The 18730-nt window shown below is 55.4% G+C and carries 11 protein-coding genes; 5 read left to right on the top strand and 6 right to left on the bottom strand.

All coding sequences use genetic code 11. From position 1 onward, the window contains the following. Positions 1-626 precede the first annotated feature (626 nt). From K4305_RS12255 to K4305_RS12245, 3 genes are all read left to right on the top strand, one after another. Positions 627-4082, top strand: coding sequence for a vitamin B12-dependent ribonucleotide reductase (locus K4305_RS12255; RefSeq protein ID WP_331562771.1), 3456 nt, complete (start codon positions 627-629; stop codon positions 4080-4082). A 999-nt stretch (positions 4083-5081) separates the two neighbouring features. Beyond that, entirely contained in the window at positions 5082-6539 is a 1458-nt protein-coding gene (locus K4305_RS12250) for an acetyl-CoA carboxylase biotin carboxylase subunit (RefSeq protein WP_331562770.1), read from the top strand. Between the two features lie 6 nt (positions 6540-6545). Next, positions 6546-8579, top strand: a complete 2034-nt coding sequence (locus K4305_RS12245) for a biotin/lipoyl-containing protein (protein ID WP_331562769.1) — start codon at positions 6546-6548, stop codon at positions 8577-8579. Between the two features lie 1386 nt (positions 8580-9965). Here the strand turns inward: K4305_RS12245 and K4305_RS12240 are convergent. From K4305_RS12240 to K4305_RS12230, 3 genes are read right to left on the bottom strand one after another with little or no spacing between them, the layout of a single operon-like run. After that, entirely contained in the window at positions 9966-10664 is a 699-nt protein-coding gene (locus K4305_RS12240; protein ID WP_331562768.1) for a cell division ATP-binding protein FtsE, read from the bottom strand. A 34-nt stretch (positions 10665-10698) separates the two neighbouring features. Next, positions 10699-11703, bottom strand: a complete 1005-nt coding sequence (gene pdxA / locus K4305_RS12235) for a 4-hydroxythreonine-4-phosphate dehydrogenase PdxA (RefSeq protein ID WP_331562767.1) — start codon at positions 11701-11703, stop codon at positions 10699-10701. A gap of 5 nt (positions 11704-11708) precedes the next feature. Next, positions 11709-12173 carry a DUF4293 domain-containing protein gene (locus K4305_RS12230; protein WP_331562765.1) on the bottom strand — a complete coding sequence of 155 codons (465 nt, stop codon included), beginning with the start codon at positions 12171-12173 and terminating at the stop codon, positions 11709-11711. 168 nt (positions 12174-12341) lie between these two features. On the opposite strand from K4305_RS12230, the gene K4305_RS12225 reads away from it, so the two are divergent. Next, the gene (locus K4305_RS12225) at positions 12342-13316 is read left to right on the top strand and encodes a transposase (RefSeq protein WP_331562764.1); all 975 of its coding nucleotides are present in this window, start codon (positions 12342-12344) and stop codon (positions 13314-13316) included. A gap of 121 nt (positions 13317-13437) precedes the next feature. Here K4305_RS12225 and K4305_RS12220 read toward each other — a convergent pair whose 3' ends face one another. From K4305_RS12220 to K4305_RS12210, 3 genes are all read right to left on the bottom strand, one after another. Then, positions 13438-15327 (bottom strand): pyruvate kinase, encoded by a 1890-nt coding sequence (locus K4305_RS12220; protein ID WP_292001640.1) that lies wholly within the window; start codon positions 15325-15327, stop codon positions 13438-13440. A gap of 292 nt (positions 15328-15619) precedes the next feature. Beyond that, positions 15620-15784: a DUF2934 domain-containing protein gene (locus tag K4305_RS12215; RefSeq protein WP_331562761.1), complete on the bottom strand. Its 165-nt coding sequence runs from the start codon at positions 15782-15784 to the stop codon at positions 15620-15622. Between the two features lie 384 nt (positions 15785-16168). After that, on the bottom strand, positions 16169-17389 hold the full coding sequence (locus K4305_RS12210) for an MraY family glycosyltransferase (RefSeq protein WP_331562760.1): 1221 nt from the start codon (positions 17387-17389) through the stop codon (positions 16169-16171). Between the two features lie 612 nt (positions 17390-18001). Here K4305_RS12210 and K4305_RS12205 point away from each other — a divergent pair. Continuing rightward, complete coding sequence (locus K4305_RS12205; protein ID WP_331562758.1) at positions 18002-18301, top strand: hypothetical protein; 300 nt, start codon at positions 18002-18004, stop codon at positions 18299-18301. The last annotated feature ends 429 nt before the right edge of the window (positions 18302-18730 follow it).

Genomic DNA, 18730 nt, shown 5'->3' with positions numbered 1-18730 from the left:
CAGCGGGAACCGCGCTCTTCCTCTTCATTGCTTGATAGCCCGACAGCTCAATGGCTGAAGAGCTTGATACAACCCCCGGTAACCCCTCATCCAAAAATCCGTGCCAATCGGTGAAAATCCGTGGGCAAAAATCTTGCTCGTTCAATCCTTCGGGCTACCGGCTAACTGCCCACCGCCCACCACTCACGGCCCACAATCTTTTAATCCGTGAAAATCCGTTTTTAATCAGCGGGAACCGCGCTCTTCCTCTTCATGGCTGGATAGCCCGACAGCTCAATGGCTGAAGAGCTTGATACAATCCCCGGTAATCCCTCATCCAAAAATCCGTGCCAATCCGTGAAAATCCGTGGGCAAAATCTTCCTTTCCCTACATCCGACTCCTGATTCCAGTCCATGGGCGACAACCTTCCTCCTCAATTCCCGCGGTCTAACAACCGCCCCTCCGGGGTTGAAGCAGCAATATTTTTTTATATTCATGACTTTTTTTTCAGCAGCGTTTATATTGCTCATACTCTTGCCGTATCGAGATTGCCCGACGGCTTCCGGTTTATTTCCGGGATAAGGTAAGTCATTAAAACCGAATGATTTGCCTATAAATAACCATTCATCGATTCTGGAGACTGTACATGAAAATATCCCGTCTGTTCACCGCTTCCGGAGAAAACGTTTACGACCGTTTCGACTATACGCTCCGCACCTCCGTCCTGCGCAACCCCGACGGATCCAAAGTGTTCGAGCTCAACGACATCGAGGTGCCGGCCCACTGGTCGCAGGTAGCCGCCGACATTCTCGCTCAAAAATATTTCCGTAAAACCGGCGTTCCCCAGCGTGACGCCCAGGGCAACCCAGTGCTTGACGAAACCGGCCAGCCCGTCACCGGCAGCGAACGCTCCATCAAGGAGGTCGTACACCGTCTGGCCGGCTGCTGGCGCGAATGGGGCGAAAAAAACCGGTACTTCGATACGCCAGAAGACGCCCAGGCATTCTACGACGAAGTGGCATACATGCTGCTCAGCCAGATGGGAGCTCCAAACTCGCCGCAATGGTTCAACACCGGTCTCAACTTCGCCTACGGCATCGACGGACCCGCGCAGGGGCACTTCTACGTCGATCCCGCAACAGGCGGGATCAGGGAATCCGAAGACGCCTACACCCGGCCGCAGGCCCACGCCTGCTTCATCCAGTCCGTCAACGACGACCTCGTCAACGAAGGCGGCATCTTCGACCTCGCCGTGCGCGAAGCCCGCGTTTTCAAATTCGGCAGCGGCTCCGGCACCAACTACTCCAACCTCCGCTCGTCGGGCGAAAAACTCAGCGGCGGCGGCAGTTCCTCAGGCCTCATGAGCTTCCTTAAAATATTCGACTCCGCGGCCGGCGCCATCAAATCCGGCGGCACCACCCGCAGGGCGGCCAAAATGGTCATCGTCGATATCGACCACCCCGACGTCGAACGCTTCATCGAATGGAAAGCCCGCGAAGAAGACAAGGTGGCCTCCCTCGTAGCCGGATCCCGCATCTGTTCCCGCTTCCTCAAAGCCATCGTCGACGAAGCCATCCGGAACGGATCCGACCGTACCGAAAACCCCAAACTGCAGCAGCTCATCCGGAACGCGCTCGGCAGGGGAGTCCCCATGACCTACATCGTCAGGGTGCTCGCCCTCGTCGACCAGGGCTACACAACCCTCGACTTCGACGAATACGACACCCACTACGAATCAGAAGCATACCAGACCGTCGGCGGCCAGAACTCCAACAACACCGTCAGGGTCACCAACGCCTTCATGAAAGCCGTCGAAAACGACGAAATGTGGGCGCTGCGCGAACGCACCACCGGCAGGACCGCCCGCGCTGTCAAAGCCCGTGACCTCTGGGAAAAGATCCTCATGAGTGCCTGGAAATGCGCCGACCCCGGCCTCCAGTTCGACACCACCATCAACGAATGGCACACCTGCCCCCGGAGCGGCCGCATAAACGCCAGCAACCCGTGCAGCGAGTATATGTTCCTCGACGACACCGCCTGCAACCTCGCGAGCCTCAACCTCATCCACTTCGTCGATGAGGCCACCGGAAAAATCAGGATCAAAGAGCTCCTGCACGCCTCGGCCCTCTGGACCGTCGTGCTCGAAATATCGGTGCTCATGGCGCACTTTCCCTCGAAAGATATCGCCCGACTCAGCTACCAGTACCGTACACTCGGACTTGGTTTCGCCAACCTCGGCACCGTTCTCATGGTATTCGGCATACCCTACGACTCGCCAAAGGCTCTCGCTATCGCCGGCGCCATCTCCGCGCTCATCACCGGCCAGGCCTACGTCACCTCTGCCGACATGGCCAAAGACCTCGGTGCCTTCGCGGGTTACGCCGAAAACTCCAAAGAGATGCTCCGCGTCATTCGCAACCACCGCCGGGCGGCCCACAACCTCTCCGAAGAAGAGTACGAAGGGCTTTCCGTTAAACCTCGCGGTATCGACAGCGAATACTGCCCGACCGACCTCTTCGAAGCCGCCGGCAGAATCTGGGACGAAGCTCTGCAGAAAGGCAAAAAGTACGGTTATCGCAACGCCCAGGTTAGCGTCATCGCCCCGACCGGCACCATCGGCCTCGTCATGGACTGCGACACCACCGGGGTCGAACCCGAATTCGCCATCGTCAAATTCAAAAAACTCGCCGGCGGCGGCTACTTCAAAATCGTCAACCAGTCCGTACACAAAGCGCTCCAGCGGCTCGGCTACACCGCAGAGCAGATCGACGACATCGAAAAATACTGCAAAGGGCACGGCACCCTTGCCGGATGCCCCTCCATCAACAAACAGTGGCTCAAAAGCAGGGGATTCGACGACGAAAAGATCGAGCTGGTCAATTCGCAGCTCGAAACCGTCTTCGACATACGCTTCGCCTTCAACAAATGGATCCTTGGCGAAGAGTTCTGCCTCTCGCTTGGTTTCACCGACGAACAGCTCGACAGCCCCGACTTCGACATGCTCCAGGCGCTCGGTGCCACGCAGCAGGACGCCGAAGCCGCCAACGACTACATCTGCGGCACCATGACCATCGAAGGAGCGCCCCACCTCAAGCTCGAACATCTGCCGGTTTTCGACTGCGCAAGCCGCTGCGGCAGAAAAGGGGAGCGCTACATCGGCCATATGGCCCACGTCCACATGATGTCCGCCGTGCAGCCCTTCATATCCGGAGCAATATCCAAAACCGTCAACATGCCCGACACCGCCACCACGGCTGAAATCGGCGACGTCTACCGCTCCGCCTGGCAGCACATGGTCAAAGCCATCACCATCTACCGCGACGGCTCCAAACTCTCCCAGCCGCTCAACATATCGAGCTACAAGGATCTCGACGAAATCATCATGCTCGGCACCGAGGAAACCCTCGACGAAACCAAAGGGCCCCGCGAAGTCCAGGAACGCATCATCGAACGGGTCTACCACCGCTCCGAGCGCAGGCTTCTGCCCAAACGGCGCAAAGGCTACATCCGCGAAGCCTACGTCGGCGGCCACAAAGTCTTCCTCCGTACCGGCGAATACGAAGACGGCTCGCTCGGCGAAATATTCATCGACATGTACAAGGAAGGCGCCTCCTTCAAAGGGCTCCTCAACTGCTTCGCCGTGCTCGCATCAAAAGCCCTCCAATACGGCATGCCGCTCGAAGAACTCGTAGACAGCTTCACCTTCACCCGCTTCGAGCCCGCCGGCGCGGTACAGGGCCACAACGCCATTAAAAACTCCACCTCCATACTCGACTACGTCTTCCGTTCCATCGGTTACGACTACCTCGGCCGCAAAGACTTCGTCCACGTCAAAGCCGTCGACGAAGTCCCCGCCAACGGAGAAGCCGAAGACAAAACGAGGAGCAACGGCATCCATCCGCCCGAACCCACCCTCGAGCACGTCCCCGCGCACCACCACGCGACCTCCGAATACGCATCGAACCTCAAAACCCAGGTACTCCAGGCCAAAGTGCAGGGCTATACCGGCGAACAATGCGAAAACTGCGGCTCCATGCGAGTCAAACAGAACGGCACCTGCAAAGTCTGCGAAGACTGCGGCACCACCACCGGCTGCTCCTGACCCGCCCTTTCCTTCGCCGCTCCCCGGACCCCGGGGAGCTCGGGGAAATGGGGGTTTGGTGAAATGGGACGTATGGGAACTATGGGACGAATGGAACTCAGAAGACTCTTTCCGAATTCTTCCATAAGTCCCATAAGTCCCATAAGTCCCATAAGTCCCATAAGTCCCATAAGTCCCATAAGTCCCATAAGTCCCATAGGTAACATCTGTCCCATTCGTCGCATACCTCCCATCAGTCCCATCGGTTCCATCCCCAGAGCCGGACGCCCCCGAGCCGGGCCCACGTCTCACCGCTTACAGCCCACACGTCTTCAATCCGTTAAAATCCGTTTTCAATCAGCGGGAACCGCGCTCTTCCTCTTCATGGCTGGATAGCCCGACAGCTCAATGGCTGAAGAGCTTGATACAATCCCCGGTAATCCCTCATCCAAAAATCCGTGAAAATCCGTGGGCAAAAATCATCCTCTTCAATCCCACCGCCCACCACTCACGGCCCACAATCTTTTAATCCGTGCTAATCCGCATTCAATCAAGCGGGAACCGCGCTCTTCCTCTTCATTGCTTGATAGCGAGATAGCTGGATGGCTCAATGGCGAGAAAGCATAACCCAATCCTCCGATCAACCATCATCCAAAAATCCGTGCCAATCCGTGAAAATCCGTGGGTAAAAATCTTCCTCTTAAATCCTCCAGGCTTCCGGCCAACCAGGAACCGGGAGTTCCGTAAAATGTGAGTTCCGAGAAATGGGACATATGGGACTAATGGGACGAATGGAACTCAGGAAGACTCTTTCCGAATTCTTCCATAAGTCCCATAAGTCCCATACGTCCCATTCTTCAACACTTCTTTCACTGTTATAAGTGAATAAATATCCATAATAATGAATTAATTTGCACAAAAATCGGCAATTTATTATGATTGCCAAAACAGGCGAAAACAGGGAGCAACTCCCCGAATTCAGTTCGCAAGAAAGGCATATTCCCAAATCATACACACACCATGGACAAAAAAATCAGGAAGGTACTCGTCGCCAACCGCGGCGTACCTGCGGTACGGGTCATTCAGACCTGCAGAGAGCGTAAAATTCCCACCACGGCCGTCTACAGCACGCCCGACCGGCTTGCGGCCCACGTCTTCATGGCCACCGACGCGGTGCATATCGGCGAAGCCCCCCCGATAGAATCCTACCTCAACATCGACAAAATCATCGAAGCTGCCCGCAAAACCGGAGCCAACGCCGTTCATCCCGGCTGGGGCTTCCTCTCCGAAAACGCCCTGTTTGCCGAAAGAGTCATCGACGCCGGCCTCATCTGGATCGGCCCCGGCCCCGACGTCATCCGCAAAATGGGCGACAAAATCGAATCAAAGCTCATCGCCGAACAAGCCGATGTGCCTGTCATACCCGGCATCAACTCCCCCCGGAACGCAGCCGAAATCCGTGCCTGGATGCAGGAGCAGGACGTCGCGTTCCCCATCATCATCAAAGCCTCGTCGGGCGGCGGCGGCAAAGGCATGGTCAAGGTCAACGCCGACCATGAAATTGAAACGGCATACTCGCAAGCCCGCTCCGAAGCGAAAAAATCCTTCGGCAACGACGAAGTGCTCGTCGAAAAATACATCGAAAAAGGGCGCCACATCGAGGTGCAGATCATCGCCGACAAGCACGGCAACGTCATCCACCTCTACGAGCGCGAATGCACGCTCCAGCGCCGCAACCAGAAAATCATCGAAGAAGCCCCCTCGCCAAGCATCGACGACGTCGTCCGCCACGACATCTGCGACACCGCCGTCCGACTCATGCAGAGCATCGGCTACTCCTCCGCCGGCACGGTCGAGTTCCTCTTCGACTCCGACACTTGCAAATTCTACTTCCTCGAAGTCAACACCCGCCTCCAGGTCGAGCACGGCATCACCGAACTGGTCACCGGCGTCGACATCGTCAGCCTCATGCTCGACATCGCCCAGGGCGAACCGCTCGCCTTCATCCAGGAAGACATCCGACCCAACCGCTGGGCGCTCGAAGTCCGTCTCAACGCCGAAGACCCGGCCACCTTCAGCCCCTCCTTTGGCACCATCAGCCGCCTCCACCTCAACCTTTACCCCGGCGCGAGGGTATCGCAGGGTGTCTATGAAGGCTCCGAAGTTCCGCCCTACTACGACTCGCTCATCATGCTGCTCATGACCACCGGCCCCGACCGCGAAACCGCCATCATGAAAATGGACAGCATGCTCTGCCGCAACCTCAGGGTCGAAGGGGTGAAAATCCTCACACCGCTCCTGCTCAGCATCATCCGCCACCAGGACTTCCAGAAAGGCGACTTCTCGACCCGGTTCATCGAAGACCACATGGACGAACTCGTCGCCATGTTTCCCGAAGGCGACAGCGAAGAAGAAGCGCTCAAGATCGCCAGATACGTAGCAGAAATTTCAGCACTTGGAACACCCAACTGGATCTAAACACTCATGACAGACTCCGTATTCGTCAAACCCGGCATGAGCCCCCGGGAAATCGTCAATAACGTCCGCAACCTGCAGGCAATAGCGCTCACATCGACCGGCATGAGAGACGCCGGCCAGTCCGACTACAAAAACCGGCTGCGCATGCGCGACCTCTCCACGCTCTCCGAACACTACAACCGGATGGGCCTCTTCAGCGCGGAATGCCACGGCGGCGCCCGCTGGCACGTCGGCGTCATGAACCGCCGCGAAAGCCCCTTCGAAGAGATCGCCATACTGCGCGAAAAAATGCCCGACGTGCTCCTGCAGACGCTCGTGCGCGAAACCAACATGTGGGGCTACCGGCCATACCCCAAAAACATCATCGAACACGTCGTCTCCCGCGTCGATATCGACGTCTGGCGCTGCTTCTCCTTCCTCAACGACGTCCGCAACATGCGCATGGTAGCCGAAGTCGTCATGAACCGCGGCCGCATGTTCCAGCCGGCAATCGCCTTCACCCAGGCCGACTGGACCACAAACGAATACTTCCTCGGACTCGTCGACGAAATCGTAGACCTCTGCGGCGGCACCGACGAAATCATCCTCTGCATCAAGGACATGGCCGGAGTCGGCAGCCCCCGGCGCATCCGATCGCTCTTCGACGCCATCAAGCAGGCATACCCCGACCTCGTGCTCCAGTACCACCGCCACGCAACCGACGGCCTCGCCATTCCCGCGCTTCTGGCCGCCGCCGAAGCCGGCGCAAGCATTCTCGACGTCGAAGAAGACTCCCTCACCCGCTTCTACGGCCAGGCCCCGCTGCTCAGCGTCGCCACATACCTCGAAGAATCCGGCATGAAAGTCCATCTCAACCGCAAAGCCGCCGACGGCGCCGTACAGAAAGTCCGCGAATGGATCCGCCACTACGAATGGGCCGAATCCCCCTTCAAAGGCTTCGACCACGGCGTGCTCCAGCACCGCATGCCCGGCGGCGCATTTCCCAGCTCCTTCGAGCAGGCCGAAAAAGGCGGCTTCCTGCACCTCATGCCCGCCATACTCAAAGTCATGTCGCTCTACAACCGGATCGTCCGCTACTTCGACGTCACCCCCGGCTCCCAGATCACCTGGGTCACCTGCAGCGGCATCGTCAACCACTACGCCAAAGAACGCGGCATGGCCGGCGTCAGCCACGTCATCGACCTCCTCGTCCGCTTCGTCGAACAAAACGACCAGGAATTCGACGCCATGACGCCCCAGGACCGCAACGAACTGCTCCAGCTCTTCCGCACCGCGCCCGGAGACTTCAAAAACCTCATCACCGGCAGCTACGGCAAACTCCCCATGGGATGGCCCGCCGACTGGGTCTACCGGAGCGCCTTCGGCGACGAAGCCCAGGAAAAAATCGCCCAGCGCCGCGAAGACTCGCCCCTCGACGCCCTGCCGGACGAAGACATAGCCCGCCTTCGCAAAGAACTTGCCGAAAAGCTCGACCGCGCACCAGGCGAAGAAGAGTTCATCCTCTACCTCATGCACCCCAAGGACGCGCTCGAACTCATCAACTTCCGCGAAAAATACGGGGACGCCCCCCAGCTCCTGCCCACCGACGTCTGGCGGTCAGGCCTCGGAAAAACCGGCGACACCGTCGAATTCGAATACCGCGGCGTACCATACTGCATCGAACGCATCTCCATCGGAACCGAACACGACGGCATCATTCACGCCGTCATGAAAGTCAACAACCAGATGCGCGTCTTCAAAATCGAAACGCCCCGCGCCAGAAAAACCGAAACGCGCACAGCCAGAGGCCCCGCCGACGTCGGTGCCCCCCTCAACGCAACCCTCTGGCGAATCGGCAACCCCGAACGAGGCCCCATCAAAGTCGGCGACATCGTCCACAAAGGCGAAGAAATCGCAAACCTCGAAGCCATGAAAATGGAAAACGCCATCCTCGCCCCCTACGACGCGCAAGTCAGGGAAATAGCCGGAACCATCAACCAGATGGTAAAACAAGGCCAGCTCCTCTTCGTCCTCGAAGAAGTAAAAGACATGAGCCGATAAAGCCACAACCCCGGGTTAAACCCCGGGGCACCTCATAGTAGGGGACGTTGTTTTGCAGCTCAACCCGAACGCATCCTATATGCGGTGCCCCGTGATCTGTTGAGGTTCAGAAATTCAGAAAAGCCTGAATCGAATATAGTTGAACTGCAAAACAACGTCCCCTAATACGTCCCCTAATATAATCCGGCGTCCATCCCCCATCTATGGTTTCGGGGATTGAAGAGGAAGATATGTTCCCACGGATTGGCACGGATTGATGGGTGAGGTGGTGTCTGGGGGGTTGTGTTATGGTTTTCGGCTATTGTGCTGTTGGGTTATTTGGTTGTAAGATGGGGAGCGCGGTTCCCGCTGATTGGGGAGCGGATTTTCACGGATGGAAGAGCGGTGAACCGGGGTCACTACATCGATAATCAGGAAGAACACCTCCGATATCGAACAATTCAGGAAGAATACCAGGATCTGTTGCAGGAATTCGCTGTTTCGTTCGACAAAAAATATCTATTTCACGAACCGCAATAAATATCCGTGCAAATCCGATTTCAATCAGCGGGAACCGCGCTCTTCATCTTAAGGCTGGATAGCGGGACAGCTCGATGTCTCAATAGCAACTAAGCACATAACCGATAGCGCATAACCCAATCATCTGTGAAAATCTGTGGGCAACTCTTCCTCTTAAATCCCGAAACCCATAGATAGGGGTGCGCCGTACCCGTGTTTACACGGGCTACCGATATGCCGCCCCTCCGGGGCTGAATAGCCACAACCCACAGCACAGCCTCCGACCCACGTTCTTCCATCCGTGAAAATCAGCTCCCAATAAGCGGGAACCGCGTTCTTTCCCTTCTTGCCGGATACCCCGACACCTCAATAGCCGAAAAGCTCAACACAACCACCCGGTAACCCCACATCCAAAAATCCGTGTCAATCCGTGCTAATCCGTGGGCAAAAATCCTCCTCTTCAATCCCCGCGGCCCCTACGGGCCGAAACCCATAGATGGGGGTGCGCCGTACCCGTGTTTACACCCCGGGCTACCGATATGCCGCCCCTGCGGGGCTGAATAGCCACAACCCACAGCACAGCCTCCGACCCACGTTCTTCCATCCGTGAAAATCAGCTCCCAATAAGCGGGAACCGCGTTCTTTCCCTTCTTGCCGGATACCCCGATACCTCAATAGCCGAAAAGCTCAACACAACCACCCGGTAACCCCACATCCAAAAATCCGTGCTAATCCGTGGGCAAAAATCCTCCTCTTCAATCCCCGCGGCCCCTACGGGCCGAAACCCATAGATAGGGGTGCGCCGTACCCGTGTTTACACCCCGGGCTACCGATATGCCGCCCCTGCGGGGCTGAATAGCCGGGCCTCCTGCCCACCGCAAACGATCTTCAACCCATTGCCGCAACCCGATAACCGGTTTCCGATGGCACCAGGCAGCATTCCGCCACATTCATATCGCAGATCTGCAGCGTTCTGGAAGGGGAGTGGCGTACCAGCTCGTAATCGTGCGTGCCGACAAGCACCGTAATGCCCTTGCTGTTGATGCGCTTCAGGTACTCCAGAATCTCGATCGACGTATCGGGATCGAGGTTTCCCGTCGGTTCGTCGGCAAGCACCACAAGAGGCTCCCGCACGATCGCCCGGGCAATCGCCACGCGCTGCTGTTCGCCGCCCGAAAGGCTCGCAGGCATCGTTTTAGCGGCTCTCTCCAGTCCCACGCTCTGCAACGCATGCATCACCTGATCCTCGATCAGCTTCTCCTTCGTACCCGTCACCTTAAGCACGAACGCCAGATTATCGAACACATTGCGATCCTCCAGCAGGCGGAAATCCTGGAACACGATGCCGAGCCGCCGCCGCAGATGAGGAATCTTCCCTTTGGTGATTGTGCGCGAACTGTAACCGGCAATCTGGATTTCTCCCTTTTTCGGACGGATATCCATATAGAGCGACTTCAGCAGCGTCGTCTTGCCGCTTCCGCTCTTTCCCACAAGATAGACCAGCTCACCCGGTTGTATTGTAAGGTTCAGATCCCGGAAAATCAGCTTTTTGTTCAGTTCGAGATCCACCTGTATGAATGTAATCATGATGACTCAGTATTTGGGGACGTTGTTTTGCAGTTCAACTTTCCTCTTTTCTGCATCGCGCAATTTTCAGGGCAAGTATCGTCGCTTCATAGAAGCTTCTCTCCGATGCCTTTCCGCTGCCGGCAATATCGAAGCTGGTTCCGTGATCGGGAGATGTTCGCACAATCGGCAGGCCCAGCGTAACGTTCACCCCTGTATCGAACGCCAGCACCTTGAAAGGCAGAAGCCCCTGATCGTGATACATCGCCACCGTCATATCGTAATTCCGGTACCGCCCGGCGCCGAAAAACCCATCCGCGGCGAAAGGCCCCTCAACCTGCACGCTTCTGGCCGCCTGCCCGATCGCGGGAGCGATAGCCGCCATCTCCTCGGAGCCCATCACGCCGCCATCCGAAGCATGCGGATTCAGCCCCAGCACCGCTATGCGCGGATGAGCAAGCCCGAAATCCGTCCGCATCGAAAGCGCAAGCCGCTCCAGAAACCCTTCGAGATCCATGGTTCGAATCAGTTCCGGCACCCTCTCCAGCGGCTCGTGGATGGTGGCAAGAGCCACCCGCAGCTCCGACACCGGATCGTAAAACATCATGCAAGGGGAGTCCACGCCGAAGAGCTTCCCCAGAAAACCCGTATGGCCGCTCTCCCTGAACCCCGCCAGCGCCACAGCCTCCTTGTTGATCGGCGCGGTCACCATCGCATCGCAAACACCCTGGCGGCACAACTCTGCAGCCGCAGCAACGGAAAGCATCGCAATCCTTCCCGCTTCGGCCGAAATAACGCCCGGCTTCACCTGCGTCGGCTCCGCAACGCTCAGCACCGGCAGCACCCCGCAATGTGTGGCGCACAACCCCTCCACCGCCGAAACATCGCTCACCAGTTCAAGCTCCACCGGCAGACCGAGCCTCGTCAGATAGAACTCCATCGCCTTATACGAACCCGCCACCACGAACGAATGTCCGGTTTCGCGCAGCTTAAGAAAACTCTTCAGAATGATTTCCGGACCGATGCCATGAATATCGCCGACAGAAAAAACGATGCGCATTCCTCTCAAAGCCGTTTATAAGCATTAGCGATCTTGTCGTCCATTCTGACGCCTTTCAGCGCCATCCATAACAGAACCGGTTCAGGCAGCATCATAAACAACCCCGCCTCCGGCCTGTGCGTTGCCGCCGCCATCGTCTGCTCGAAATACTCGTTCATGAAATGCGCCGCCACAAGTCCCGAAACCAGGTCGCCCATGAACAGCACAACCGCCAGCGCAATCAGCTTCGTCTGCAGTGCCCGGTTGGCATACAGAAAAATCGCCGCAATCGCCGCAATCGCAGTCAGCGGCGAAAAAACGCCCGCCGCATAGCTCGCCGTAACCTGCACAAGCCCCGCAACCTCCAGAGCCCCGAAATCGCGGAAATAAACCACCTCTCCGCCGCTGAAACTCCAGAACGGCACAAACATGCTCGCCAGAGCAAGTGCTCCGGCAATAAACAGATACAGAGACTGAATTCTCGCTAACATATTTCAGCAAAGGCGTTAAAACGTTAATCGAACCATCCCGCAACTACAACCAATATAACGAAAAGCAAAGAATAAGTTGGGGACGTTGTTTTGCAGCTTATCTATCCTCATTGAAGTTGCGTATATTTACGTAAAACGCTCTGCGACATCACCAAAACGCAACAGCTTATGCCACGAGGACCGAGACTTGACGAACCCGGCACATTGCATCACGTCATCATGCGTGGTATCGAAAAAGGCAACATCGTGCTCGATAACGCAGACCGCGGCAACTTCCTCAGGCGCATGAGCACCCTGGCCCAAACCACCGAAACCGGCATCTATGCCTTTGCCCTGATGGACAACCATGTCCACATTCTGCTCGAAAGCGGCCCGTCAGGCATCTCGATCTTCATGCGCCGGCTGCTCTCGGGTTACGCTCAATACTTCAACAAACGCCACAAACGCGTTGGCCACCTTTTTCAGAACCGCTATAAATCCATTGTCTGCGAAGAAGAGGCATACTTCGAAAAACTGGTTGCCTACATCCATCTTAACCCGCTTCGAGCCGGGGTTGTCGAGACGCTGGAGCATCTCTCCACATATCCATGGACAGGACATGCATCCATCATGAACAAGGTCCGCTACGACTGGCTCGATCGGAACCATGTGCTGGGTTTCTTCGGCAGCGACGAACGTTCCGCAAAAAAGGCATACCTTGCCTATCTGCAGGAAGAGATGGGGCAGAAACGTGAAACCGATCTTTCGGGAGGCGGACTGCTCCGGTCGTACGGCGGATGGGCTAACGTGCAATCGATGCGTAAACAAGGCATGGAAGCGCTTGGAGACGAAAGGATTCTCGGAACCGATGCCTTCGTAAGAAAAATACTCGAAGAAGCAGAACACGAAGAGCTGGAGGCGCAACGCTTGTCGCCGAAAGAACGTGTCGAAAAGCTCCGGTCAGTAATTGCGCAGGAATGTCACGACGCAGGCGTGACGGAAGCCTTTTTCCGCTCGGGAAGCAGGAGCCGCGATTTGCCGGCACTGCGGCAACGGATTGCCGTGAAATTCGTCTTCGCCTATGGCCTGACGCTTGCCGAAACGGCAAGGTGGCTTGGAGTGAGCACCAGTGCGGTCAGCAACATGCTGAAGAAGCATCAATGAGGCAGTCATCGGCGAGAAGCCGTAACCCTTTGATATTCAGAAGACCGGAAAACCTGATTCGGGGTAAGTTGAGCTGCAAAACAACGTCCCCTACTTGCTGCCATACTTGCCGCTGTGAGCATCATTTCCGCATATTGTGCGCAATATGCAGCTCCCGGAGCATGGCGCATTTTTTCGAGACATGGTGCTGCATTCTGCGGAGGATGTCGTCAAGCGTTTTTACAGCCTCCCGAACATGCGGGCCCTTGTTCAGCATTACGCATTCGGCCCGGTCGCCCATCGCGGCATCAGTGATTTCGGCTCTTGAGGGGATTCCCTCTTTTGCCATTGTTTCAAGCACCTGTGTAGCCCATATCACCGGAACATGTGCAGCTTCGCAAATCCACAGGATCTCCTCCTGAACTTCGGCCATCCGCTCAAAACCGCATTCGACAGCCAGATCACCTCTGGCAATCATCACCCCGCAAGCAGGCCACTGCATGGCGGCTAACAGCATTTCAGGCAGATTTTCAAATCCTTTACGGGTTTCGATTTTAAGGACAATCGCAGGACACCGATCCCCCGGTTTCTGAAGCTGCTGCTGCAGCTCGAGTACGTCGGATGCGGTATTGGCAAATGAAAGTTCTATCAAATCCGCATGCGTAGCCGCAAACGCAAGATCCTCCAGGTCTTTTGGCGTCAGCGAACCGATCAGCAGCTCACTGTCCGGAAAATTCATTCCCTTGTCCGCAAGCAGCTTTCCTCCTCCCGCCCTCGTATGGGTTATGTTTACAAGAACGCCATGTTCTTCATTCCTCTCCACAATGCCGCCGATCTTTCCGTCATCGAACCATACGTGTTCACCCGGTCGCACATGATCGAGAGCTTCAGGTATTGAACACCCTATTCTCGCAGGGGCAATCAGACAGCCGTCCTTGTCGGATATCGCCGGCCGGCCTGGCGCGCTATCCCTGGTTAAAAGAAGCTGATCGTTTATTTTCAACGGAATACTGTTTATCAAAGCCGGAAAATCCCCGACAATTGTTTCCTGCTCCATACCATCGCGCATCCTGCAGAGTAATGTTCCGGGCACGATATAAGCCGTTTTTGACAGTTCGCAAAGACAACCGTCATTGCAGACATCAATAACTGCAAATTCCCTGTTCGCATTTCTTGCATCCAGAAATCGAACCCGGTCACCCTTGCGGAGTGAGGAACGCCAGTTACTTGAAACAGGAATAACCGGAATACCGGCACTTCTGCCGGAGGCCAGTTTCTCTGCATCGCTCTTTTCCGTCAGCCATACTTTTGCCGGCGCAGCAACCCGGCCATACATATCACGAAACGGCCGGATTCTCATGACCGTCGGCCCGGGCTCGATCGGGCCAGTACGCAGCTTTGGCCCCGCAATATCCATGGCAATCCGGCATGACCGCCCGACAGCTTTTTCGGCCAGCCGCAAGTGCTCAACCATTTTCAGCCATAACGACGAGTCGTCATGAGCGCAATTGATACGCATGCAATCCATTCCGGCCATTACAAGATCATGAACCAGCGAATAATCGCAGGCAGCTTCTGTCGGCATGGTTACCATGATTCTTACGTTTCTGCCTTGCGGTGAAGGACCAAGTACAGACTCAGTATGCTGTGCAAGCAATCTCAGGCCAGGAATAAAATCAATCGGTTCCGGGATTTCTTCGGGAGGGATTGGCTCCTGCTCTACATGGCGGAGCGTCCGTAAAACAGCGTCAATGGTCGCCAGCACATGTGATTCGGCCCTGCCGAGAGAAGAAAGACCCTGTGTCGCAAGTTTCATTTGCAGTTCCCTGCGATCGTGGCGGCGAAGACCGAGATAATGAAGCAGGTTTATTGCGCTCTCGCGGTAGTTCTGATGGACCTTTTCGAGGTGGATTGTCGATGTATCGGCCACAATCTCTTTGCGGATCGCAGAAAGCTCTTCGATAAGCATTGCGGTAATCGGCACGTTTGAACATGAACCCTCGCAATGGTAATTTTTTCCTGATGGAGCCATAACAACCAATAAATTTTAAATTCGACCGTTTTGATCAGGAGCCTGCCCGTAATAAAGGGCACCTCTATAAAGTGTGATGATCGATCAAAGTGCAAGGCGGACGGAGCGGAGAAACCGGAGTGTACACGGAGTACATGAGGATTTAGAGCACCGACCAACGCAGCAATGTGGGTGCGCAATAACTTTATAGAGGTACCCTAAAAAAAGCCGACCGACAGCAAACCGGTGAAGAGGGAGGAAAACACCTTGTTACGGTTGCTGTCGGTCGGCTCACACGGATCAGGCGTACTTTTCAGGAATTCTCCTCAGGCAGGCTCGCCTCGGCTTCCAGCCAATCCTCGACATCGGTCCCGTCGGGTTCGCCTTTTTCCTTCCAGAGATAGTAAGCCGCAAGCCTGATCTCCTCTTCACGCTCTTCCTGCGTCAAGGGCACCCTTTCAATCTGTTCGTTAGACATGGCTGTAAAATTTATTGTTACCATTAACATGAAACTCATGCATCGTCACGCATTCATCGCACTTGATACAAGCACGACAATATCATGTTACTTGTTATTGTAAAGTCGAGCAACAGTCCAACTGTTACAACTCTGTGAAATCGGGGCACCGTACCCGATTCCGGGCAGCAGCAATATTGTCAGTCTGGCAAAAAAGGTTTGAATTCAATCCCTCGGAACCGCACTTTTTCTTGTTCAAACCCGCGATACCGGCAGGCCGCACCTCCGGCGCTTTCGGGCAAACCGGCCCCGTCCCGCATCAGCTGTCAAGCTTATGCGGGAGTTACGGGTTCTACGCTGTGTGTCAGGGGAAAATGGCTGGATGCCACTTAGACGGGAAGACTTCTACCTCAGCACCTTATCGAGATCGATATTGAATATGGTCTGGCGGCGCAGCCAGACGATGACGCGGTAGATCGATTTAACGCGGTAAGAAGCAGCGAAGTATGCCGCAAAACAGAAAAGGTAGATGGTAAAGAGCAAAGCGTCCGGCAGTTGAAGCATGGTGCCGACGATGGCAATGCCCGATGAGGCCGCCGTGGCGGTCGCCATGATGATAACGGCTTTCCTGTGATCGAGACCCATGGCCTTGAGAACATGGTGGAAATGGGTTTTATCGGCGTAGAAGGGGCTTTTTCCCTGAATCATCCGCTTGATCATGACGACGATGGTGTCTGAAACGGGAAGCGCGAGCACGAGCAGCGCTGCCGCGGGCGATACGACGGTATCTCCCTGAGTGGTCTGAATGGCGAAAAACGCAAGCGAAAAGCCCAGCGTCATGCTGCCGGCGTCCCCCATAAAGAGCTTCGAAGGAAACCAGTTGAAGCGCAGGAAGGCGGCCAGCGCACCGACGAAGGCGACGCTCGTCAGCACCAGGGCGGTTTGACCGTTAAGCCAGGCGAGGATGCCGAATGCGCTGAATGCTATCAGCGAAATACTGCCTGCAAGGCCGTCGAGGCCATCGATCATATTCATGGCATTGATGACGCCGATAACGCAGAATATCGTGATGGCGTAGGCAAAAGGGCCGGTCAGAAGAGGGCCGAAACCAAGGATGTTTCCGAAAGAATGCAGAACGGCGCCGCTGAAATGCATAACCAATATCGTGGCCAGGGCCTGAACCGCGAAACGGATTTTGAAACTGACGTCGTGGCGGTCGTCGAAAAACCCGACCGTCGCGATTATGAGAATAGCCGGAAGCAGACCCGCATATTCTGAAACGGGCAGGAAGACAAGCATGGAGGCGATAACGCCGGCTACCATGCCGAGTCCGCCAACAAGGGGTTTTGCGACGGTATGGATTTTACGCACGCCGTCCGGCATGTCGATAAGGCCGAGTTTTTCGGCCTGTACCCGAAGCAGGAGGATAACGGCAAAAGATACCACCAGCGCCGTAAAGTAAATGCCGGTGTACTCCATAAGCGGAAAAATAGCCGCTTCGATGACGGAAGCCGTGTCGGATCCGGCGGCACGAATCCCGGAATCGACAGGTAAGCTGCCTGCAGAAAGATCCCAGGCAGCAGCGGCAATCACCGGGACAGGAAACAGAAATTTGGGGTTCAGCATAACTTCGGCAGTTTTTTGTTCATGGGGGTTGACAAAAAAGCTTCGCCTCTTTTTGTTCGGACTTCAGCAGCCGGAACAGCCGTCCGAAATGATTTATTATACAGAGATTCGTTTGTGAGATGCGGTATTGCCGCACCAAGAGGGTCACAACAGCTGAATATAGCAAAACGAATATAATCCCGCATCCCGTTTTTATGGTTTTCTTGTTGAACCAGGGGTATTCCCTCATGCGTCGCATTCTCCCGGCCGCATTATGCCGTATCGTTCCGTTCTTTTTTCTCGATGGTTTCCGGCCTGACCCGGTGTAAAAAAACGCTTCCCTAACCGCTATCGATTTTTCTGAACCGTAACAAAGCGAACAAAGAGAAAACCCCGTCTCCGGAATAAATTCAGAATGAACTGACATAGCAGGCCATGTAATGGTATAATTCTGATATTTGCTTGTAAAATAAGCATATCGCTATAAAGTGTTTCAATAATATGTTATAATCTGTTATACTTTAATAACACATATATGTGATGTATATAACGCATATGCTGTATGTGTAACGATGGCTGTTTCCCCCAAAGAAACAACCCCATACATCCTTCAACTCCATTCGTTAACGGATCATGCTGTCAGTACTCAAAAAAGCCATCGCCCAAAAAAAGGTGGTATCGGTTTTTTTTCATGGTGAGGGAGGGCATCGTCTGCTCGAACCGTTTCTTGTCGGCACCACGGATAACGGTATTGAAGCGCTCCGTTCGTTTCAGGTCGGCGGTTTCAGCAACACGTTCAAAACCTACGGGTGGAAGCTCTTTCGTGTCGATTGCATCTCGTCGATCGAAATAACCGATGCCGATTTCTCCCCCTCGAGACCGGATTACACCCCTGACGATCCGGTGATCCGAAACGTTATCTGCAGGTGTTAGTTCTATCGGCGCAGGGCGTAAGCCGCGCACCCGCAACTCCAGCCGAGCCTTAAGCCATCCTGCCGCTCCAGGCATTTTTCGACTCATCCCATCTATTCTTTTTCCCGGGCTTCCGGCCAACCGCTATCCTGCTGCAAGGCAATTGCAAGGGGAGCGCTCCGCGCGGAACCCCGGCTGACGGCCCACCGTTTCAGGGGATAGTTGAGCTGCAAAACAGCGTCCCCAGAAAGCCTGCTCACAGCCTTGGTCCACCGCTCTTCCATCCGTGCCAATCCGATTTCAATAAGCGGGAACCGCGCTCTTTTTCTTCATGGCTGGATAGCGAGATAGCTGGATGGCTCAATAGCCGAAAAGCTCAACAGAACTACCCGATCTCGCCCGCATCCATAAATCAGTGTACATCCGTGAAAATCCGTGGGCAAAAATCTT

The organism is Chlorobium sp., from assembly GCF_036528655.1.
Classification (GTDB): Bacteria; Bacteroidota; Chlorobiia; order Chlorobiales; family Chlorobiaceae; genus Chlorobium.
The sequence above is the reverse complement of the archived record's forward strand: the minus strand, read 5'-3'. Positions and strand labels throughout refer to the sequence as shown.